This window comes from Pseudomonas sp. YuFO20 (assembly GCF_035064975.1).
GTDB lineage: Bacteria > Pseudomonadota > Gammaproteobacteria > Pseudomonadales > Pseudomonadaceae > Aquipseudomonas > Aquipseudomonas putida_AE.
This window is the reverse complement of sequence record NZ_JAXDEO010000084.1, coordinates 1-18,913: the sequence shown is the minus strand read 5'-3', so window position 1 is coordinate 18,913 and position 18,913 is coordinate 1. Positions and strand designations below refer to the sequence as shown.

Genomic DNA, 18,913 nt, shown 5'->3' with positions numbered 1-18,913 from the left:
GGCAAGCCAGCTCTCTGTAGGAGCTGGCTTGCCAGCGAAGAGGCCCGCCCAATCACCGGAAAACTCCAAGGGTCGACCCTCTAACAACCAACCGCGCCGAAAAATCCAGCGTCCGCAGCGGCCCGTCATCCCCACGCAGCCGCTTGAGCAAACACTCAAACGCACTCGCGCCAATCTCGCTGGTCGGCTGGGCGAGGGCGGTGATGCCGCTGCCCACCAACGGATACCAATCCAGGTCATCAAGGGCGATCAGCCCCACGTCCTCAAACAGATTGCAATGGAGTTCACGCAAGGAATAGGTACTGGCCAGCGCGGCGATCCCGTTCGCGCAAAACAGCGCTTTCGGGCCAGGGCCGGGCGTATCGAGGAAGGTTTTCAGATTTGCCGTCAGCTCGCTGCCGGTTTCGATGTTTGTCCCGCGAAGCGCGGGCCGCTGCTCGATCTGCGCCTTGAAGCTGGCGACCCGCTCGATTCGCGAACTGGTGCCGTCAAACGGCTCGCTCACCAGCAGCACGTCACGGTAGCCGCGTTCTTCAAGGTGGGCGAGGGCCATCGCGACGGCCGCCGGGTTGTCCAACCCGACCCTATCGCTCTCAAGGTGCTCGACCTTGCGGTCCACCAACACCAGGGGCATCTCCCGGTGCAGTTCGTGCAACGCGTCGCGGTGATGGCCGAGGGTATTTACGATCAGGCCTTCGATATTGTACGAGCGCAGCAGGGCCAGATGCTGGCGTTCCTGCTCGTCGTCGCGGTCGGTGTTGCACACCACGAGGCTGTAGCCGTGCTGACGGCAGGCGGTTTCCACGCCGTGCATCACGGCAATCGAATAGGGGTTGCGGATATCGGCCACCAGCATGCCGATCAGGCGGGTACGCCCGCGCTTCAAGCCGCGGGCCATCTGGTTCGGGCGATAGCCCAGCTCGGCGATGGCCTGTTCGATGCGCTGGGCGATGGCATCGGAGAGCAGTGCGCGATCGTCGCCGATGAACCGTGAAACGCTGGCCTTGGAGACCTTGGCGTGTTCGGCCACGTCGAGCATGGTCACGCGGCTGCGCTGGGCGGCGGAGAAATCGTTCACGGGTACAAACCTTCTTATTGGATTTATAAGTTCGAGCGCATGGCGCTGAAACCGGTTTCAGAAGACACCAGAAACCAATGCTTCGTCAAGTATTCGATGAATAAATACTGACAATTGGGATCAAGCCAACACGCTCAGCCAGGTTGAACCCAGCAGCAACAGGGCCATGCAGCCGTTGAAGCGCTGCATGGCCCGGGGTGAACGCAGCCATCGTGTGGAGCCCGCGCCGAGCAGCGCCCAGACGCCGAGGCAAGGCAGGGAAATCAGAAAGAACACCAGCGACAGATACAGCACGTGAACCAGGCGCTGTTCGCCAGCCCCGGCAAACACGCTGACCACCGCCAGCGCCATCATCCAGGTTTTCGGATTGATCAATTGCAGGCTGGCGGCACCGAACATGCCCAAGCGGCGCTCGGTTTTCTGCGCGCTGATGGCGACGGTCGGGGCTCGGAATATCTGCCAGGCCAGGTAACTCAGCCACGTCACACCGGCCCACTGCATGACCGTTTGCAGGGCGGGCCAGGCAGCCAGCGACGAACCTGCGCTGGTGCCCACCAGCAGCACCAGGGTCGCGGCCCCGGCGCAGGCGCCGAATATGATCGGCACGGCGGCCGCCAAGCCGTATCGGGCACTGTTGCTCAACACCAGGATGTTGGTGGGGCCAGGGGTTATCGAGGCGACAAAGGCAAACAACAGGAAGGGCAGTAACGTCGGGAAAGAGGGCAGCATCGCAGGCAAACTCGGTGAAGATCATTGAATTCGATCTTCACAAAGCGGCGTCTATCTGTCTGGAAGATTTGAGCAACGCTTGCGGTACAGCGCTGGTGTAATGCCGTAGGCACGCACGAACCAGCGGCCCAGATGGCTCTGGTCGGCAAAACCCAAGGTCATCGCCACCACCGCGGGTTGCTCACCACGGGCCAGCATTCGCCGCGCCGTGGCCAAACGTAATTGCACCAGATACGCATGGGGCGCGATGCCATAAGCCGCCTTGAAGGCGCGGGTCAGGCGGAAGCGGTCGACCCCGGTAACGGCGGCCAACTGGTCGAGGCCGATGTCATATTGCGCGTTGGCGTGCAGGTATTCTCGAGCCTTCTGCGCCACTTGGGGCAGGCGCGGGTCTTCGCCATGGCGAGTGCGCCAGTGCAAATGGCTGGTCAAGCGTTCGAGCAGGGCGTCGAGGGTGGTCTGGCGAACGATCTTCAATTCGCCGCGGTGCAGGGTTTCAAACGCGAGGCTGGTCGCATGGGCCAGGCGCGGGTCGGTTGCGAGGGTATTGGCGAAGCTCAACTCGGCGTTTTGCGGGGCATTGTCGAACACCGCCGCGAGTTCGCGCCGCAACCAGTGCGGGTCGAGGTACAACATGCGATAGGTGAAACCGTCGGCGGTCGGCGCATCGCCGTCATGAATGTCGCCCGGCTCGAGTAAAAACACCTTGCCCGGTGTGCTCTGGTGCTTCGTGCGGCGGCAATTGAATTGCTGAACCCCTTGCTCGGTCACGCCCACCAGGTAGCTGTCATGCCAATGCGGATCGTAGGCATGGCCCTGGAAATGCGCGCGCAGGGTCTCGATGCCGGTGTCGGCATCCTGGGCCAGGTCGATCCAGTTGTGGGCGGTCATGTTGCACCTGTGGGACGGATTGCCAGCGTATTTAACGCCTGCGTCGAGGGTGATGGCTAGAACGTTTGTGCAGAAACATTTCCACCCTTGGGCCATAGCACAAACAGGCTGCAACGCCACTAACCGTTCTGATAGCTGTTTTTCAAAGAGGTCGGGCTTTAGTCTCAGGCCATGGAGCTATTTGAGCAGAAGGGCAGGTCATGAATCTTTTGCTACCGCAGAAACCCGGTAATCTCCAGTTCTCTTCGATAACCTCGGATTCGATGAATGTCGCGTGGTCCTACACCACGCCATTCAACCGATTTGAAGTTGCCTATGGGCGTGATGATCAATGGCCGAACCCTATCGATAAAAAACATACGACGACTCGAAGCTTGCGCATTACAGGGTTGCAGCCGGAAACCAAATACTTCATCCAGGTACGCGCGGAAGACGGGACCGGCCTCTCGCCAGAATCGGAAGGTATCGCAACCACAAAGGCCGGCATCGCAAAGCCTGTTGCCCCGACCGGATTCAGTGCCAGGCCGACGAAAGACTCAGTGGCATTGACCTGGCAAAAGTCCACGCTTGCCTCAGGTTATCGAGTGAGTTACGGCTTGCTCCCCAATGGTCCGGTGATCAATACAATCACCGCCACTGTCGAGGCCTGCACGGTCAGCGGGTTACGCTCAGGGACCGCCTATTATTTTGATCTGGTGGCGTTCAACGCGGCGGGTGATTCGCCGTCGGTACGAACAACGGCAACCACGCTGGCGGTGCCTGCAGCCCCGACCAATTTGCGTGCAACGCCCGCCATTGTGTCGATGGTCCTGGCGTGGTCGCCATCGGCGGGGGCTATTGAGTATGTCATCCGCTATGGAATCGAGCCAAACGGTCCTGCCCAGACGAAAAGTTCGGTGCAACCGAGCTTTGAGCTGACCGGGCTGACTAAAAATACGCTGTACTTTGTCGAGGTCAGTGCAGCCAACGCCAACGGCGAGTCCTCGCCTGCGCGCATCACCGAAAAAACACTGGATGGACCTGCCATTCCTTCAAAGCCAGGGACTTTGCATACGCTGGTCACCTTCGATCAGGTTCGCGTCACTTGGGGCCCGCCCCAGTCCCCGAATTATGAAGTCGCGTATGGCCTTGTGGATAAATACCCCGAGGTGATTGACAGGCAAACAACCGCGAATATCACTGACACCCTCAAGTATCTGGCGCCTGGTACGCGATACTTCATCGAGGTTCGAGGCTTTAACGCCAGTGGCTTCTCGGAGCCCTCCAGTGCCGAAGTCACCATCGGGCCGGACCAGACGCAACCGCGCGGCCTGCACAATCCGGGCAGGACATTTTCCGAGGCATGGTTGAAGTGGGAAAGACCGGAAGATCTCTCCTATTTCATCGATTACGAAATCACCTGCCCAGGGCGTGAACCTGTACGAACCACTGCGCTGGAGCACATCTTCACGGACTTGATCCCCGAAAAGGCCTATACGTTCAAGCTCCAGCCACGCAGGATCGAAGGTCCCGCTCCGGCGTTGCCTGTGTCGATTCAGGTAGTGACCCATGACCGAGTGCCCCCCACCAAGCCGAGAGAATTGAAACTCATTGCATCAACACCAGGTAACGCAACACTGAACTGGAGTGCCCCTGAAGACAATGTGGGCGTGACAGGTTATCAAGTTCGCCGCAACGACGGGGCTTGGGTCGCTGTGAGCGGAACCAGCCATCCTGTCACTGGTTTGATAGAGGGTGCCGTCGAAAGATTTGAAGTGCGCGCCAGAGACGCGGCTGGAAATTGGTCTGTTTCGGCTGACGTGTCTACCAGGAAACAAGTCGCGCCTGGTGCTCCCCGAAACTTCCGTTATTCAACATCGGTGTTGCTATCCATACTGAGATGGGATGCTCCGATAGATGGGATGGATGTAATCGATTATCGAATCATATTGACCGGACCACAGGGACGCGATCTTCATTACACCGCAGATGGCACGATGTTGACGCCGCTCCTGATTGCAAAAACCCGCTATGACGTGCGGATTACAGCGCGAAATGCTGTTGGGGAATCGCTGCCGTTAATCGCTGAGATGACGACTAAATGAGGCAACATCAGCCAAACAATCCCGCGGCGATATTGATCGAAAAGCCCAATATCGCTGTATTGAATATAAAACCGATCAACGACTGCGCCAGTACAATCTTGCGCATATCCCGAGTCGCCACACCGACATCCGCAGTCTGCACTGCCACGCCGATGGTGAACGAGAAATACAGGAAGTCCCAGTAGTTGGGCGTCGTCAGGCCTTCGGCAAATCGCAGCGCCGGGTCCTTGCCTTCCCAGGTATAGAACAGGCGGGCGTAGTGCAGGCTGAAGATCACCCCGATCAGCAGCCAGGAACCGGTGACGGTCAACGCGGTAAACCCGTAGTGCAGCAACTTGCGCGTGGTTTCCAGGTCTTTGCTGCCGGCCAGTTCGAAGGCGATGGTGGCAAGGCTCGCAATCGCGGCGATGCTGACCACCAGCAGCACCAGCCTGGCGTTTTCGTCTTCGATCTCGGCAATGCGCCGCACGTCTTGCGCTTTGCTGCGCGCGGCGAGCCAGATCATCAGGAGCAGATAGGTCCAGACCCCGGCATTCCAGCCAAAGAGTATCTTGCTGATGATCGAATCGGCCGGCGCCAGAATGCCCACCGCGATGCCGAAGGTGGTGGCGGCCGACAGGCGAGGGTGGGTGTGGGTGAGGTAGGGCATGAAGGCATACTTTGACGGAACCTCGTTGCACCATAGCGCAGGCCACCCCTCTTTTGTAGGAGCTGCCGAAGGCTGCGATCTTTTGATCTTGATCTTAAACAATCAAAATCAAAAGATCGCAGCCTTCGGCAGCTCCTACAGGGATCGTGGTGTGGGTTAAGGCTTTCTGCGCACCAGCTTCATCACCACCACAAAGAACACCGGCACAAACACCACGGCCAGGGTCGCGGTGATCATCCCGCCAATCACCCCGGTGCCGATGGCTTGCTGGCTGGCCGAGCTGGCACCGGTGGCGATCGCCAAGGGCACCACGCCAAGGATGAACGCCAGCGAGGTCATGACAATCGGCCGCAGGCGCAGGCGTGCGGCCTGCAATGTGGCGTCGATCAGGTCGTGGCCTTCGTCGTACAGGCTCTTGGCGAATTCGATGATGAGGATCGCGTTCTTCGCCGACAGACCGATGATGGTGATCAGCCCGACCTTGAAGAACACATCGTTGGGCATGCCGCGCAGCGTTACCGCCAGTACCGCACCGAGCACGCCCAATGGCACCACCAGCAACACCGAAGTCGGAATCGACCAGCTTTCGTACAGCGCCGCCAGGCACAGGAACACGATCAACAGCGACAAGCCCAACAGGATCGGCGCCTGGCTGCCGGACAAGCGTTCCTGCAACGACAGCCCGGTCCACTCCTGGCCCAACCCGGCCGGACCCTGCGCCACCAGCCGTTCGATCTCGGCCATGGCTTCGCCGGTGCTGTGCCCGGGCGTCGGTTCGCCGGAAATGCTGACTGCCGGATAGCCGTTGTAGCGGGTCAACTGCGCCGGGCCCTGGGTCCATCTGGCCTGGACGAAGGCCGACAAGGGCACCATTTTTCCGTCGCTGTTGCGCACATGGATTTTCAGCAGATCGGCCACCTGACTGCGTTGATCACCCTCGGCCTGCACGACAACGCGCTGCATCCGCCCCTGGTTGGGGAAGTCGTTGATGTAGCTCGAGCCGACGGCGGTGGACAACACGCTGCCGATGTCGGCGAAGGACACCCCCAGGGCGTTTGCCTGCTTGCGGTCGACGATCAGCTCGACCTGTGGCGCTTCGGCCAGGGCGCTTTCACGCACATTCATCAGGATCGGGCTTTTCTCGGCGGCGGCGAGTAATTCAGTGCGCGCCTGCATCAACGTGGCATGGCCGAGGCCGCCTCGATCCTGCAAACGGAACTCGAAACCGCTGGAGGTACCGAGACCGTCCACGGGCGGCGGCAGTACCGCGAAGGCCACGGCATCCCTGATCTGGCTGACGGCGATGTTGGCGCGATCGGCAATGGAGCTGGCCGAGGCGTCGCTGCCGCGCTCCGACCAGTCCTTGAGCGTGGTAAAGGCCAGCGCCGCATTCTGGCCGCTGCCGGAGAAGCTGAAACCGAGGATCACCGTGCTGTCGCCCACGCCGGGCTCCGTGGCGTTATGCGCCTCGATCTGCTCGACCACCTGCACCGTGCGGTTCTTGCTCGCGCCGGGCGGCAACTGGATGTCGGTGATGGTGTAGCCCTGGTCTTCCACCGGCAGGAACGAGGAGGGCAGGCGGCTGAAGCAAATACCCAGCCCCACCAGAAGCACACCGTAGATCAGCAGGTAGCGGCCGGTGCGTTTCAACGCATAGGCGACCCAACCCTGATAGCGCTCGGTGAGCTGCTCGAAACGGCGGTTGAACCAGCCGAAGAACCCGCTCTTTTCGTGGTGCTCGCCCTTGGCAATCGGCTTGAGCAAGGTTGCGCACAGCGCCGGGGTCAAGGTCAGGGCCAGGAATGCCGAGAACAGGATCGAGGTGGCCATCGACAGCGAAAACTGCTGGTAGATCACCCCGACCGAACCCTGCATGAACGCCATGGGAATGAACACCGCCACCAGCACCAGGGTAATGCCGACGATGGCGCCGGTGATCTGCTGCATCGCCTTGCGTGTCGCTTCCTTGGGCGACAAACCCTCGGTGGCCATGATCCGCTCGACGTTTTCCACCACCACGATCGCGTCATCCACCAGGATGCCGATGGCCAGCACCATGCCGAACATGGTCAGCACGTTGATCGAGAAACCCAGCGCCAGCATGGTCGCAAACGTCCCCATCAGCGCCACCGGCACCACCAGGGTCGGGATCAGCGTGTAGCGCACGTTTTGCAGGAACAGGAACATCACCGCGAACACCAGCAACATCGCCTCGCCAAGGGTGTAGACCACCTTGGTGATCGAGACCTTGACGAACGGTGAGGTGTCGTACGGGATCTTGTATTCCACGCCAGCGGGGAAGTAACGCGCCAGTTCATCCATCTTCGCCCGCACCAGCGTCGCGGTGTTCAGAGCGTTGGCCCCCGGCGACAGTTGCACGCCGACGGCAGTCGAGGGTTTACCGTTGAGGCGTGTGGAAAACTGATACTCCTGGCTGCCGATCTCGACCCTCGCGACATCGCCCACGCGCACCGTGGAGCCGTCGGGGTTGGCCTTGAGCACGATGTCGGCGAATTCTTCAGGGGTCGACAGTTGACCCTTGACCAGGATGGTCGCGGTGATTTCCTGGGTGGTGCGGCTCGGCAAGTCGCCGATGCTGCCGGCCGAGATCTGGGCGTTCTGCGCGACGATGGCGGCGTTGACATCGGCAGGCGTGAGGTTGAAGCCGATCAGTTTCTGCGGGTCGATCCAGATCCGCATCGCCCGTTCGGCGCCGTACAGTTGCGCCTTGCCGACGCCGTCCAGGCGCTTGATCTCGTTCATCACGTTGCGCGCCAGGTAATCGCTGAGCGCCACGGCGTCGAGCTTGCCGTCGCTGGAGGTGAGGGTGATCAGCAGGAGGAAACCGGCGGAGACTTTCTCCACCTGCAAGCCCTGTTGATTGACCGCTTGCGGCAGGCGCGATTCGACCACCTTGAGGCGGTTCTGCACGTCGACCTGGGCCATTTCCGGGTCGGTGCCCGGCTGGAAAGTCGCCTTGATGGTGGCGCTGCCGAGGCTGCTTTGCGACTCGAAATACAGCAGGTGATCCGCGCCATTGAGTTCTTCCTCGATCAGGCTGACCACGCTTTCGTCCACGGTCTGCGCCGAAGCGCCCGGGTACACGGCATAGATTTCGATCTGTGGCGGCGCCACATCGGGGTACTGCGCCACCGGCAACTGCGGGATGGCCAGGGCACCGGCCAGCAGGATGAACAGGGCCACCACCCAGGCGAACACCGGGCGATCGATAAAGAACTGCGGCATAAACAAGCGTCCTGCTTACTGGCCAGAAACCTGGGCAAGTGGAAGAGGGGTGTCATCGATCTGCACGGTTTCGCCGGGGCGGGCGTGTTGCAGGCCTTCGATGACGATGCGATCGCCGGGCTTGAGGCCGCCGGTGACGATCCAGCGGTCGTCCTGCACGCCACCCAGTTCCACCGGTTGCAGGCCCACGCGCTGTTCGGCGTCAAGCAACAACACTTGGGCGATGCCGGCGCTGTCACGCTGGATGGCCCGTTGCGGCACGCTGATGCCTTGCTGGTTGACCCCTTGCTCCAGGCGTACGCGCACGAAGCTGCCGGGCAGCAGGTCGAGATCGGGATTGGGGAATTCGCTGCGCAGGATGACCTGGCCGGTACCCGGATCGACCGTGATGTCGGTGAACAGCAGCTTGCCCGGCAGCGTGTAGAGGCTGCCGTCGTCCTGGATCAGCGTGGCCTTGACCTGGTCCTGGCCGACCTGCTGCAACTGGCCGGAACGGAAGGCGCGGCGCAGGTCGTTGAGTTCACGGGTCGACTGGCTGAGGTCGGCGTGGATCGGGTTCAACTGCTGGATCAGCGCCAGTGGCGTGGTTTCGTTCTGCCCCACCAGCGCGCCTTCAGTGACCAACGCGCGGCCGATGCGCCCGGAAATCGGCGCCGTCACCGTGGCATAACCCAGGTTCAGTTTCGCTCGCTCCACGGCGGCTTTGCTGGCGGCGACGTCGGCAGCGGTTTGCCGCGTGGCGGCCCGGGCGTTGTCGTAGTCCTGGCCGCTGATGGCGTTGCCTTCGATCAACTGGGCGTAGCGCTGTTCCTGCAGCCTGGCCTGGAACGCATTGGCCTCGGCCTTGCGCAGCGCGGCGTCGGCGCTGTCCAGGTCGGCCTTGAACGGTGCCGGGTCGATGCGAAACAGTACATCGCCCTTTTTCACGTCGCTGCCTTCGCGAAAGGCCCGCTGCAACACCACGCCGGCCACGCGGGCACGGACTTCGGCAATGCGCGGCGCGGCAATCCGCCCGCTCAATTCGCTGCTGATCGACAGCGGGCGGGCTTCGATGGTTTCGATGCGCACGGTGACTGGCGGCGCCGTTTCTTCGGCGTTCGAGGCGCTGTCGCACGCGCTCAGCGTCAACGCCAGTGCGATCAGGCTGAGCCCGGCAAGCAGATTCTTAGACATGAATGACCCCAATAATGACCCCCAGCATCCTACTGGGCGACGGCGAGGGTAGCGGTGAAGCTTTGTTGGTGCTGTGTGAAATTGTGTAAGGGTTTTACTCGGGTGTGCGTGAGGGCGTATATCCTGAACAACTTGAATTTTATTGCGACTGTCCCGGCCCCTTCGCGGGCAAGCCCGCTCCTACAGTTGTCCGCGAAATCTTCGTGGGAGCGGGCTTGCTCGCGAAGTGGCCGGAGCAGTCACCCTCGCATTTTGCTGGAAAACACCCCATGCCCAACATCCTCCTGGTCGAAGACGACACCGCACTCGCCGAGCTGATTGCCAGCTACCTGGAACGCAACGGCTACTGCGTCAGCGTGATAGGCCGCGGCGACCAGGTGCGCGAACGTGCGCGGCTCGATCCGCCGGACCTGGTGATCCTCGACCTGATGCTGCCCGGTCTCGATGGCCTGCAGGTCTGCCGCTTGCTGCGTGCCGATTCGGCGACCTTGCCGATCCTGATGCTCACCGCCCGCGACGACAGCCACGACCAGGTGCTGGGCCTGGAAATGGGCGCCGACGACTACGTCACCAAACCCTGCGAGCCCCGGGTGCTGCTGGCCCGGGTGCGCACCTTGCTGCGGCGCAGCAGCCTCAGCGATCCACCGGCGGCCAACGACCGCATCCTCATGGGCAACCTGTGCATCGACCTGTCCGAACGCACGGTGACCTGGCGCGCACAACCGGTGGAGTTGTCCAGCGGCGAATACAACCTGCTGGTGGTGCTGGCCCGGCATGCCGGCGAAGTGCTCAGTCGCGACCAGATCCTGCAACGTCTGCGCGGCATCGAATTCAACGGCACCGACCGCTCGGTGGACGTGGCGATCTCCAAGCTGCGGCGCAAGTTCGACGACAACGCTGGCGAAGCGCGCAAGATCAAGACCGTGTGGGGCAAGGGTTACCTGTTCAGCCGTTCCGAGTGGGAATGCTAAAGACGATGTTCAGAATCCTCTTTCGCCTGTACCTGGTGACCATCGTTTCGTTCAGCGCCGCGATCTACCTGGTACCGGACCTGGTGATCAAGGTCTTCCACGAGCGCTTCCTCACCTACAATCTCGACTATTCCCGTGGCCTGCAAACCCTCATGGTCAAGCAGTTCAAGGCCGTCCCGTCCGAACAATGGCCGGCCCTGGCGGCGCAAATGGACAAGGAGTTCCAGCCGCTGCACATCGTGCTCAGCGGCAACGACGATGCCGGGTTTACCCTCGAGGAACAGCAGCGTTTGCAGCGCGGCGAAAACGTCGTGCGCATTGGCGACTGGGGCTGGCGCACCCTGGCGGTGACGCCGCTGGACGAGCACACCGTGGTGCAGATGGTCGTGCCGCCGGACCCGATGGACGTCAGCCTGTTGTACTGGAGCATCAACGTGCTGATCGGCGCGACCATGCTCGCCTGCCTGCTGTTGTGGCTGCGTCCGCACTGGCGCGACCTGGAGCGCCTGAAAAGCGCGGCGGAACGCTTCGGCAAGGGCCATTTGAGCGAGCGCACACAGATCGCCCCCAGCTCCAACATCGGCGGCCTGGCCAACGTCTTCGACACCATGGCGGGCGACATCGAGAACCTGCTGAACCAGCAACGGGACCTGCTCAATGCGGTGTCCCACGAACTGCGCACCCCCCTGACGCGCCTGGATTTCGGCCTGGCCCTGGCGCTGTCCGACGACTTGCCGGCGACCAGCCGCGAGCGCTTGCAAGGGCTGGTCGATCACATTCGTGAACTCGACGAACTGGTGCTGGAACTGCTGTCCTACAGCCGCCTGCAAAACCCGGCACGGGTGCCGGAACAGGTCGAGGTGTCGCTGGATGAATTCATCGACAGCATCCTGGGCAGCGTCGATGACGAACAAGCCCCGGACATCGTCATCGACGTGCTGCTCCACGGCCAACTCGAACGCTTCAGCCTCGACCCACGCCTGACCGCCCGCGCCCTGCAGAACCTGCTGCGCAACGCCATGCGCTACTGCGAAAAGCGCATTCAGATTGGCGTGCAGGTTTGCCCCAGGGGCTGCGAAATCTGGGTGGACGACGACGGAATCGGCATTCCGGATGACGAGCGTGAGCGGATTTTCGAGCCGTTCTATCGACTCGATCGCAGCCGGGACCGGTCCACTGGTGGGTTTGGCCTGGGGCTGGCGATCAGCCGCCGGGCGCTGGAGGCGCAGGGCGGCACGTTGACGGTGGAGTCGTCGCCGTTGGGCGGGGCGCGGTTTCGGTTGTGGTTGCCGACGCCCCGTCTGATTGGGGGCTAGGAAAAGCTGCGAATACTTGAAGCAGATTCACTGATCGATTGCGACGATGTACTTGCGTTACTTAGTGAGTTTCGCGGTGGCTGAGGAAAGTGAAATTGTAAACTGGTTGAACCAATAGTTTGCCTGTCTGTCGGAATAAGCCCCCTGTAATAATCACGCCAGATTGGAGGTTGCGTTTCTTTAGGTAAGCTAAGTACGAATCGTCTAAACGCAATGTCCTCTGAAGCAGATCGGCCCATAATCTGGTTTAATTGCGGATTGGGGCGTTGCACCGGCCTAATTGGAGCGGGGGAAGAGTTCGGGCTCAAAACATTTCCAGTTGTGTTAGACCGATTAAGTCCGAGTTGCTTGGGACGAGCCCTCAAGATCAGCGGTAAAGCTAGCGTTGCAGCAGTTAAACCAATGGTAATACCCAACAAAACCGGTTTCCAATCTTTATCATCAATTAATAAAGTCGCAATCCCGGCTGAAAAAGCACCTACAGGAAAGGCGCCGATAAGCAGCTTGCTAACAGGAAAATGCCCAGTCGGATCACTGAAATTAACTGGATCCCCTGCGACGAACCCATACGCATTCAACCCACCTTCCCCAAACGGACTCAAACTGTCCGGGCTATCAAACCGCTTCAACCAGGTGTTATACCGCCGATAGCCATTACCTAAATCATAGTTTCGGGTCAGCGGGTCGAGCCGTTCGCCTTTGAATCCGAGCAGGCTGGGCAAGCCGTTCTTAGGGGACCGTTCGCCATAAGGGGTGTAGGCGAAGGCTTGGGATTGCGTGGCGCTCTGCGTATTCAGCACCGAACGTTGCTGATCGGTTGCCAGCAAGGTGGTATCGACCTTGGCGTTCTGGCTCGACTGTTGCGCCAATAGCTGGTCGTCATGCTGGAAGATGCTGCGGTGCTGTGCACCTTGTATTTCGCTGGCCAAGCGACTTTTACAGTAAAAGTGCTGGAGGTCGGTCTGCTGGTGGAGCGTGGAGGCAACCCGACGGTCCAGAGGATCGTAGCGGTAGCGGCACAGTTCAGTTGATTGAGGGGAGGCAGGCATCTGTTGGACTCCATGTAAGGTCGAGTCCCCTTAGCATTGATCTTTTTACAGGAAATGCCCACTAGCAGAACTGCTAGTGTTTGAAAGCAACTAAACACCCCTTTACGCATAGAAAATCGGTAGAACTGTAAAACCTGACAGTAGCCACACTGGCCGTTTGAGCGTTTCATTGCTCCTTGGCAGTCAGAATTTGACGGCAGGGCAGGAGGGTAGCAATGGCCGAGCCAATCACAAGAACAATGGGGCAGGGCACCATCAACGCGATCAGGGATGTCAGGGTTGATACGATATCGACCACTTTTGCCCTGGTCCTTCCCGATGACGGGTTCGGTTCCAGGTTGGCGATCCGTATTGGCCCCAATATCACGGCAGATGGTGAGGAGTGTTTCCTGGTGGGCGACAAGGTGAAGTACACCTTGCTGAAGGGGCCGGGCGGAGCGTTTCCCAAGGCACAGGACCTGGTGAAACTGCGAACGCTGCCCCGCTCTGTGTAGGAGCTGCCGAAGGCTGCGATCTTTTGATCTTGATTTACACGCGACATCAAAAGATCGCAGCCTGCGGCAGCTCCTACAGGTCAGGTGCTCAATCGGGTGCGCAATTGCTTGGCCATGGCCTCAAGGTCTGCCATCGAGTTGCGCCCGATCAGCATCCAGGCATGTTGCATGTCCGCCCAATAGACAATGTTCATCCCGTGCCGGCGCTCCTGGGCGAAGTGCCGGCTGCCGCTGTTCGAATGGGTGACGCACAGCGCCATGGGGCCGTGTACCGGGTCGAGGTAGGTAATTTGGGCGATGACGACGCCGTCGTATTCCAGTACTTGCGCGCGCTTGAACTCGGCCCGGGGCAAGGCCAGTTTTGCCGGTACAAGGCTGAGGCCCAGGCGCGCATCGATCGTCTGCAGCTGCGCCCGTTGCGTCGCTTCGTCATTGGGCAGATGGTCGAGGGTTTCCGGCACGTATAGCACCATGTAATCCGCCACCAGCCCGCGCCAGCTATGGGTTTGCTGACTGCTCTGCCAGCCGAGGAACAAGCGATCGGCGACCACGCCGGCCGCCACCAGCCCGGCCGCCGCTGCCAGGAACCAGCGACGGCTGAGCGCTGGGCGGGCAGGCACGGGCAAGGTGTCGAGCATGGCCTGCAGGCGGTCCACCGGTGCCTGGCGAGCCACCTCGTCATAGGCGGCCTTGAAAGGCAGGCTGCTGCGGGCCAGCCATTGCAGGCGCAGGCCGAGCATCGGGTCCTGGGCAATGGCCGCGTCGATGTGGGCGCGCTGATCGGCGTCGAGCTGGTTGTCCAGGTAGGCCACCAATTGCTCATCCGAGGGTATCGCGTTCATCGACGTTCTCCGGTGGAAGGGTTGGGCACCGTGTGCAGTGGCGGATATTCGGCGAGTTTCGCCCGCGCGGTGGCCAGCCGGCTCATCACGGTGCCAATGGGTACTTGCAGGACTTCGGCAACTTCGCGGTAGGACAAGCCCTCGACGTATGTGAGAAATACCGTTTCGCGCTGGGCTTCGGGCAGCGCGTCGACGCGGCGGATGACCTGCGCCGCCAGTACGTGGGTCTGCGCCGCGTATTCACCGTCAAACGACAAGGCGCTATCGGGCTCGACCTGCCCCTGTCCCTGATGCACGCGACGGGTGCGGATTTCGTTCAGCCAGATCGAATGCAGAATGCTCATCAGCCAGCGGTCCATTCGGGGGCCCGGGGTAAATTGCGCCGCGCGTTCGAGCGCGCGCACGCAAGTTGCCTGCACCAGGTCTTCGGCGACGTGCCGTTGTCGCGACAACAGCAGGCCATAGCGCCATAAACGCGCCAGATGCTGGCCCAGTTCTGCCCTTATTTCCTGAATGCTGGCGATAGTGACCTCCGTGCGCCCGGTTGTCAGGTTTTCGATGAGTCGTTGATGGCTTCGGCCAGGTCCTGGTACTCCTCGCAACTGGTATTGCCGCAGATCGACCGGATCTGTTGCAGCTGTTCATGGGCGAGGTCGAGCCGGCCTTTTACCACATAGGCTTCGCCGAGGTATTCACGGACTTTGGCGTACTGCGGGTCGAGCTTGACCGACTGCAGGTAATAACCGATGCCTTCGTCGGTGTGCCCCAGTTTACGCGTAGCGTAGCCGCGATAGTTCAGGGCCTTGGCGGTGTTGGGTTCCTTGAGCGTATCGAGCAGCGCCAGTGCTTCTTCGTAACGCCCGTCCTTGGCCAGTTGATAGGCGTAATCGGTACGGTCGGCGTCCGGCACGAGCATGCTGGTTTGCTTGACGCACTTTTGCGCCTTGCTGTCGAACACCTGCCCTCGAGGGCACTGCGGTTTGGCGGGGGTATCTTCCTCGCCGTTGGCCCACGCCAGGGAAGCGGACAGCGCGACGGCAAGCACCAGCGGGGCAGTAACGATCGAGAGGCGGCGATTCATGGGCAATGCTCCGGGGCGGGACATCGAATGGACCGAAAACGCTGCGAAGGGCGGATCCCCCTCAAGCGAAACATAAACACCGCAGCGTGGACATTTATTCATTTTTTTCCGGCGATTCTTGCAAGAAAAGTCCAAGTCGCCGGGCGCTATCAGCTCAGTAACCGAATCGGTTGTCCCGCCGACCAGGCTTGAATGTCTTCGATCATTTGCGCAAAGAATAGCTGGTAGTTTTGCTGACTGACGTAGCCGACATGGGGCGTTGCCAGCACGTTGTCCAGGGTCCTGAACGGATGATATTCAGGCAAGGGCTCCTGCTCGAACACATCCAGAGCGGCGCCACCCAGGCGTTGTTTCTGCAGGGCCTTGATCAGTGCTGCCTCATCGACAATCGGCCCGCGGGCGGTATTGACCAGCAACGCGGTGGGCTTCATCCAGGCCAGCGCCTGGGCATCGACCAATCCCCGGCTGCGCTCACTGAGTACCAAGTGCACCGAGAGCACGTCGGCCTGCTCGAACAGGGCCTGTTTGCTGACGAGGGTCACACCGGCTTCGGCGGCGCGTTCGGCGGTCAGGTTTTCGCTCCAGGCGATCACCCGCATGCCGAATACCTGGCCAAACCGGGCAACCCGTTGGCCAATGCTGCCCAGCCCCAGTATCGCCAGGGTCTTGCCGTGCAGGTCGCCCCCCAGGCCTTGCTGCCATTTTCCGGCGCGCAAGGCGTTGGCTTCAAGCACCAGGTTGCGGGTGGCCGCCATGATCAGCGCCCAGGTCAGTTCCGGCGCGGCATGCTTGTAGCTGTCGGTGCCACAGACCTGGATGCCCAGCGCGACGGCGGCCTTGAGGTCAAGGGCGGCGTTGCGCATGCCGCCGGTGACCAGCAATTTGAGGTTCGGCAGGCGGCGAAGCAGGTCTTCGTCGAACCGGGTGCGCTCGCGCATCACACAGATCACTTCAAACCCGCCCAGGCGCCCCGCCAGGCTGGCGTTGTCGGCAGGGTAGTCGTGGATGAACTCGACCTGGCCGATGGTCTCCAGTGGCGACCAGTCCACCACGCCGCGGGCCACATCCTGCCAATCGTCGATCACTGCAATCTGCACCGCCATCAGCCTTACCTCATCAAGGAACGGGATTGTGTTTGTCCAGCCAGTCCAGCAAGGCCTGGTGAAACTGCGCCGGTTCTTCCATCTGTGGCGCGTGGCCCATGCCGGGGAATTCAACCAGGGTCGATTGGGGTATGAGTTTCGCCACCTGTTTGCCAAGTACGTTGTAGTGGCCGATTTTCGCCTTGACCTCCGGCGACGCAATATCGCTGCCGATGGCGGTGGTGTCGGACGTGCCGATCAACAGCAGGGTTGGCATCTTCAGGTTGGGGAATTCGTAGTAAACCGGCTGGGTGAAGATCATGTCGTAGATCAGCGCCGAGTTCCATGCCACCTGCGTATGTCCCGGGCCTTTGTTCAGCCCGGCGAGCATGTCCACCCAGCGATCGAACTCGGGTTTCCAGCGGCCACCGTAGTAGGTGGCACGCTCGTAGTTGCGGATACCTTCGGCGCTGAGTTTCAGTTCGCGCTCGTACCATTGGTCCACCGTGCGATAGGGGACCCCGAGGGCTTTCCAGTCTTCCAGGCCGATCGGGTTGACCAGCGCAAGCTGTTCGACCTGTTCGGGATACTGCAGCGCGTAGCGGGTGGCGAGCATGCCGCCGGTGGAGTGCCCCAGCAGGGTGGCTTTCTGGATGCCGAGGGCCTTGAGCAGTTGCTGGGTGTTACTCGCCAGTTGCTGAAAAGTGTATTGATAATGGTCCGGTTTGCTGGACGTACAGAAACCGATCTGGTCCGGGGCAATGACCCGGTAGCCGGCATCGCTCAGGGCCTTGATCGAGGTTTCCCAGGTGGCGCCGCAGAAATTCTTGCCGTGCATCAGCACCACGCTGCGGCCGTTGGCCTTGCCATGGGCGGCGACGTCCATGTAGCCCATTTGCAAAGATTTGCCCTGGGACTCGAAGGCAAAATGCTTGACCGTGTAGGGGTATTCGAAGCCTTGCAGTTCGGGGCCGTAGGCCGGCCCTTCGGCTGCGATGGCGGGCAGGGCGGCGGTCAGCAGCAGGGCGGACAGCCAGCTTGAGCGGGTTAGGGGCATGGATGAACTCCGTTGAAAATCCGCCGATGCTGGACCGGCACGATTAGGGCGACATTAAACAGGCAACCGTCGCGGCACTTGGTTCAACCCATCCACCCCAGGGTGGCCAACGCCAGTACGCCATACCGGGCGCCCTTGGCCAGGGTCACGATCAGCAGGAAGCGCCCCAGGGGTTCGCGCATGACGCCGGCCACCAGGGTCAGTGGGTCGCCGATCACCGGCAGCCAGCTGAGCAGCAGCGACCAGTGGCCGTAACGTTGATAGTGACGGCGGGCGTGTTCCAGGTGTTTGGGGCTGACCGGAAACCAGCGCCGATCCTGGAAGCGCTCGATGGCGCGCCCCAGCCACCAGTTCACCAGCGAACCGAGGACGTTGCCCAGGGTGGCGACCGCCAGCAGCGACCACAGCCAGTAGCGATCGCTGAGGATCAGCCCGACCAGCAGGGCTTCGGACTGCAGGGGCAGCAAGGTCGCGGCTCCAAACGCCGCCAGGAACAAGCCGAAGTAGACGCCGACAATCAATGGGCGGGGTAGTCCGCCACCACCACATCGGTACCGTCCTTTTTCAGGCCGATCACTTGATAGGCATCGCTCATGCCGTCCATTTCCATGCCCGGCGACCCCATTGGCATACCCGGGGCGGCAACGCCCAGCAGGTCATCGCGCTTGCTCAGGGCCAGCACCTGATCAGCCGGCACGTGGCCTTCGACGAATTTGCCGTTGATCAAGCCGGTATGGCAGGACGCCAGGCGCGGTGGCACGCCGTGTTCTTGCTTGAACGCGCTCATGTTGCTTTCGACGTGGTCCTCGACCTTGAAACCATTGGCCTCAAGATGGCTGATCCATTTCTTGCAGCAACCGCAATTTGCATCCCGGTGGACCTCGATCGGGATCAGGTCGGCGGCCTGGGCCAGGGAGGAAATGAACAGGGCGCCCAAGGCAGCCAGACGGAAATGGGTTCGCATGACAGAAGGGTCTCGGATTGCGGGCAAAGGAATACATTCTGACGGGTTTTTGCCGGCGGATATTCAAGGTTTGTTTCGAAGTGCTACAGAGCTGTACGGCCTCATAAGCTGTACGCATTCCCTTGTAGGAGCTGGCTTGCCAGCGAAGAGGCCCGAAAGGTCGATGCAATATTCGAGGACGCCTTCGCCGGCAAGCCGGGCTCCTAC

The 18,913-nt window shown here is 61.1% G+C and carries 18 protein-coding genes; 4 read left to right on the top strand and 14 right to left on the bottom strand.

What is annotated here, in order from left to right:
- Positions 1 to 52 precede the first annotated feature (52 nt).
- The 3 genes from SOP85_RS28590 to SOP85_RS28580 form a co-directional block, all read right to left on the bottom strand.
- Complete coding sequence (locus SOP85_RS28590; RefSeq protein WP_323629065.1) at positions 53 to 1,078, bottom strand: LacI family DNA-binding transcriptional regulator; 1,026 nt, start codon at positions 1,076 to 1,078, stop codon at positions 53 to 55.
- Between the two features lie 120 nt (positions 1,079 to 1,198).
- On the bottom strand, positions 1,199 to 1,807 hold the full coding sequence (locus tag SOP85_RS28585) for a LysE family translocator (RefSeq protein ID WP_323629063.1): 609 nt from the start codon (positions 1,805 to 1,807) through the stop codon (positions 1,199 to 1,201).
- 51 nt (positions 1,808 to 1,858) lie between these two features.
- A complete protein-coding gene (locus tag SOP85_RS28580) occupies positions 1,859 to 2,698 on the bottom strand; it encodes an AraC family transcriptional regulator (protein WP_274077113.1) in 840 nt (279 codons plus the stop codon).
- Between the two features lie 200 nt (positions 2,699 to 2,898).
- On the opposite strand from SOP85_RS28580, the gene SOP85_RS28575 reads away from it, so the two are divergent.
- Complete coding sequence (locus SOP85_RS28575; RefSeq protein WP_323629060.1) at positions 2,899 to 4,782, top strand: fibronectin type III domain-containing protein; 1,884 nt, start codon at positions 2,899 to 2,901, stop codon at positions 4,780 to 4,782.
- Positions 4,783 to 4,789: 7 nt separating this feature from the next.
- On the opposite strand, the gene SOP85_RS28570 is transcribed toward SOP85_RS28575, so the two are convergent.
- From SOP85_RS28570 to SOP85_RS28560, 3 genes are all read right to left on the bottom strand, one after another.
- A complete protein-coding gene (locus SOP85_RS28570) occupies positions 4,790 to 5,431 on the bottom strand; it encodes a DUF1345 domain-containing protein (protein ID WP_323629059.1) in 642 nt (213 codons plus the stop codon).
- Between the two features lie 156 nt (positions 5,432 to 5,587).
- Positions 5,588 to 8,677 (bottom strand): efflux RND transporter permease subunit, encoded by a 3,090-nt coding sequence (locus SOP85_RS28565; protein ID WP_323629058.1) that lies wholly within the window; start codon positions 8,675 to 8,677, stop codon positions 5,588 to 5,590.
- A gap of 15 nt (positions 8,678 to 8,692) precedes the next feature.
- Positions 8,693 to 9,850, bottom strand: coding sequence for an efflux RND transporter periplasmic adaptor subunit (locus tag SOP85_RS28560; protein ID WP_323629057.1), 1,158 nt, complete (start codon positions 9,848 to 9,850; stop codon positions 8,693 to 8,695).
- Between the two features lie 269 nt (positions 9,851 to 10,119).
- On the opposite strand from SOP85_RS28560, the gene SOP85_RS28555 reads away from it, so the two are divergent.
- A complete protein-coding gene (locus SOP85_RS28555) occupies positions 10,120 to 10,821 on the top strand; it encodes a response regulator transcription factor (RefSeq protein WP_274077108.1) in 702 nt (233 codons plus the stop codon).
- Between the two features lie 5 nt (positions 10,822 to 10,826).
- Positions 10,827 to 12,137, top strand: coding sequence for an ATP-binding protein (locus SOP85_RS28550; RefSeq protein WP_323629055.1), 1,311 nt, complete (start codon positions 10,827 to 10,829; stop codon positions 12,135 to 12,137).
- Here the strand turns inward: SOP85_RS28550 and SOP85_RS28545 are convergent.
- The gene (locus tag SOP85_RS28545) at positions 12,134 to 13,186 is read right to left on the bottom strand and encodes an RHS repeat-associated core domain-containing protein (protein ID WP_323629054.1); all 1,053 of its coding nucleotides are present in this window, start codon (positions 13,184 to 13,186) and stop codon (positions 12,134 to 12,136) included. The genes SOP85_RS28550 and SOP85_RS28545 overlap by 4 nt on opposite strands.
- A 215-nt stretch (positions 13,187 to 13,401) precedes the next feature.
- On the opposite strand from SOP85_RS28545, the gene SOP85_RS28540 reads away from it, so the two are divergent.
- Positions 13,402 to 13,680, top strand: a complete 279-nt coding sequence (locus SOP85_RS28540) for a hypothetical protein (RefSeq protein WP_323629053.1) — start codon at positions 13,402 to 13,404, stop codon at positions 13,678 to 13,680.
- Positions 13,681 to 13,760: 80 nt separating this feature from the next.
- On the opposite strand, the gene SOP85_RS28535 is transcribed toward SOP85_RS28540, so the two are convergent.
- From SOP85_RS28535 to SOP85_RS28505, 7 genes are all read right to left on the bottom strand, one after another.
- Positions 13,761 to 14,522 carry an anti-sigma factor family protein gene (locus SOP85_RS28535; protein WP_323629052.1) on the bottom strand — a complete coding sequence of 254 codons (762 nt, stop codon included), beginning with the start codon at positions 14,520 to 14,522 and terminating at the stop codon, positions 13,761 to 13,763.
- Complete coding sequence (locus tag SOP85_RS28530) at positions 14,519 to 15,004, bottom strand: RNA polymerase sigma factor (RefSeq protein ID WP_442967952.1); 486 nt, start codon at positions 15,002 to 15,004, stop codon at positions 14,519 to 14,521. Before SOP85_RS28530 ends, SOP85_RS28535 begins: the two co-directional genes overlap by 4 nt.
- Before the next feature lie 65 nt (positions 15,005 to 15,069).
- The gene (locus SOP85_RS28525) at positions 15,070 to 15,603 is read right to left on the bottom strand and encodes a tetratricopeptide repeat protein (protein WP_323629051.1); all 534 of its coding nucleotides are present in this window, start codon (positions 15,601 to 15,603) and stop codon (positions 15,070 to 15,072) included.
- A 149-nt stretch (positions 15,604 to 15,752) separates the two neighbouring features.
- The gene (locus tag SOP85_RS28520; protein WP_323629049.1) at positions 15,753 to 16,706 is read right to left on the bottom strand and encodes a D-2-hydroxyacid dehydrogenase family protein; all 954 of its coding nucleotides are present in this window, start codon (positions 16,704 to 16,706) and stop codon (positions 15,753 to 15,755) included.
- A gap of 13 nt (positions 16,707 to 16,719) precedes the next feature.
- On the bottom strand, positions 16,720 to 17,742 hold the full coding sequence (locus tag SOP85_RS28515) for an alpha/beta fold hydrolase (RefSeq protein WP_323629048.1): 1,023 nt from the start codon (positions 17,740 to 17,742) through the stop codon (positions 16,720 to 16,722).
- Positions 17,743 to 17,825: 83 nt separating this feature from the next.
- On the bottom strand, positions 17,826 to 18,260 hold the full coding sequence (locus SOP85_RS28510; protein WP_323629067.1) for a YqaA family protein: 435 nt from the start codon (positions 18,258 to 18,260) through the stop codon (positions 17,826 to 17,828).
- Positions 18,260 to 18,706, bottom strand: a complete 447-nt coding sequence (locus SOP85_RS28505) for a DUF411 domain-containing protein (protein WP_323629046.1) — start codon at positions 18,704 to 18,706, stop codon at positions 18,260 to 18,262. Before SOP85_RS28505 ends, SOP85_RS28510 begins: the two co-directional genes overlap by 1 nt.
- Between the last annotated feature and the right edge of the window lie 207 nt (positions 18,707 to 18,913).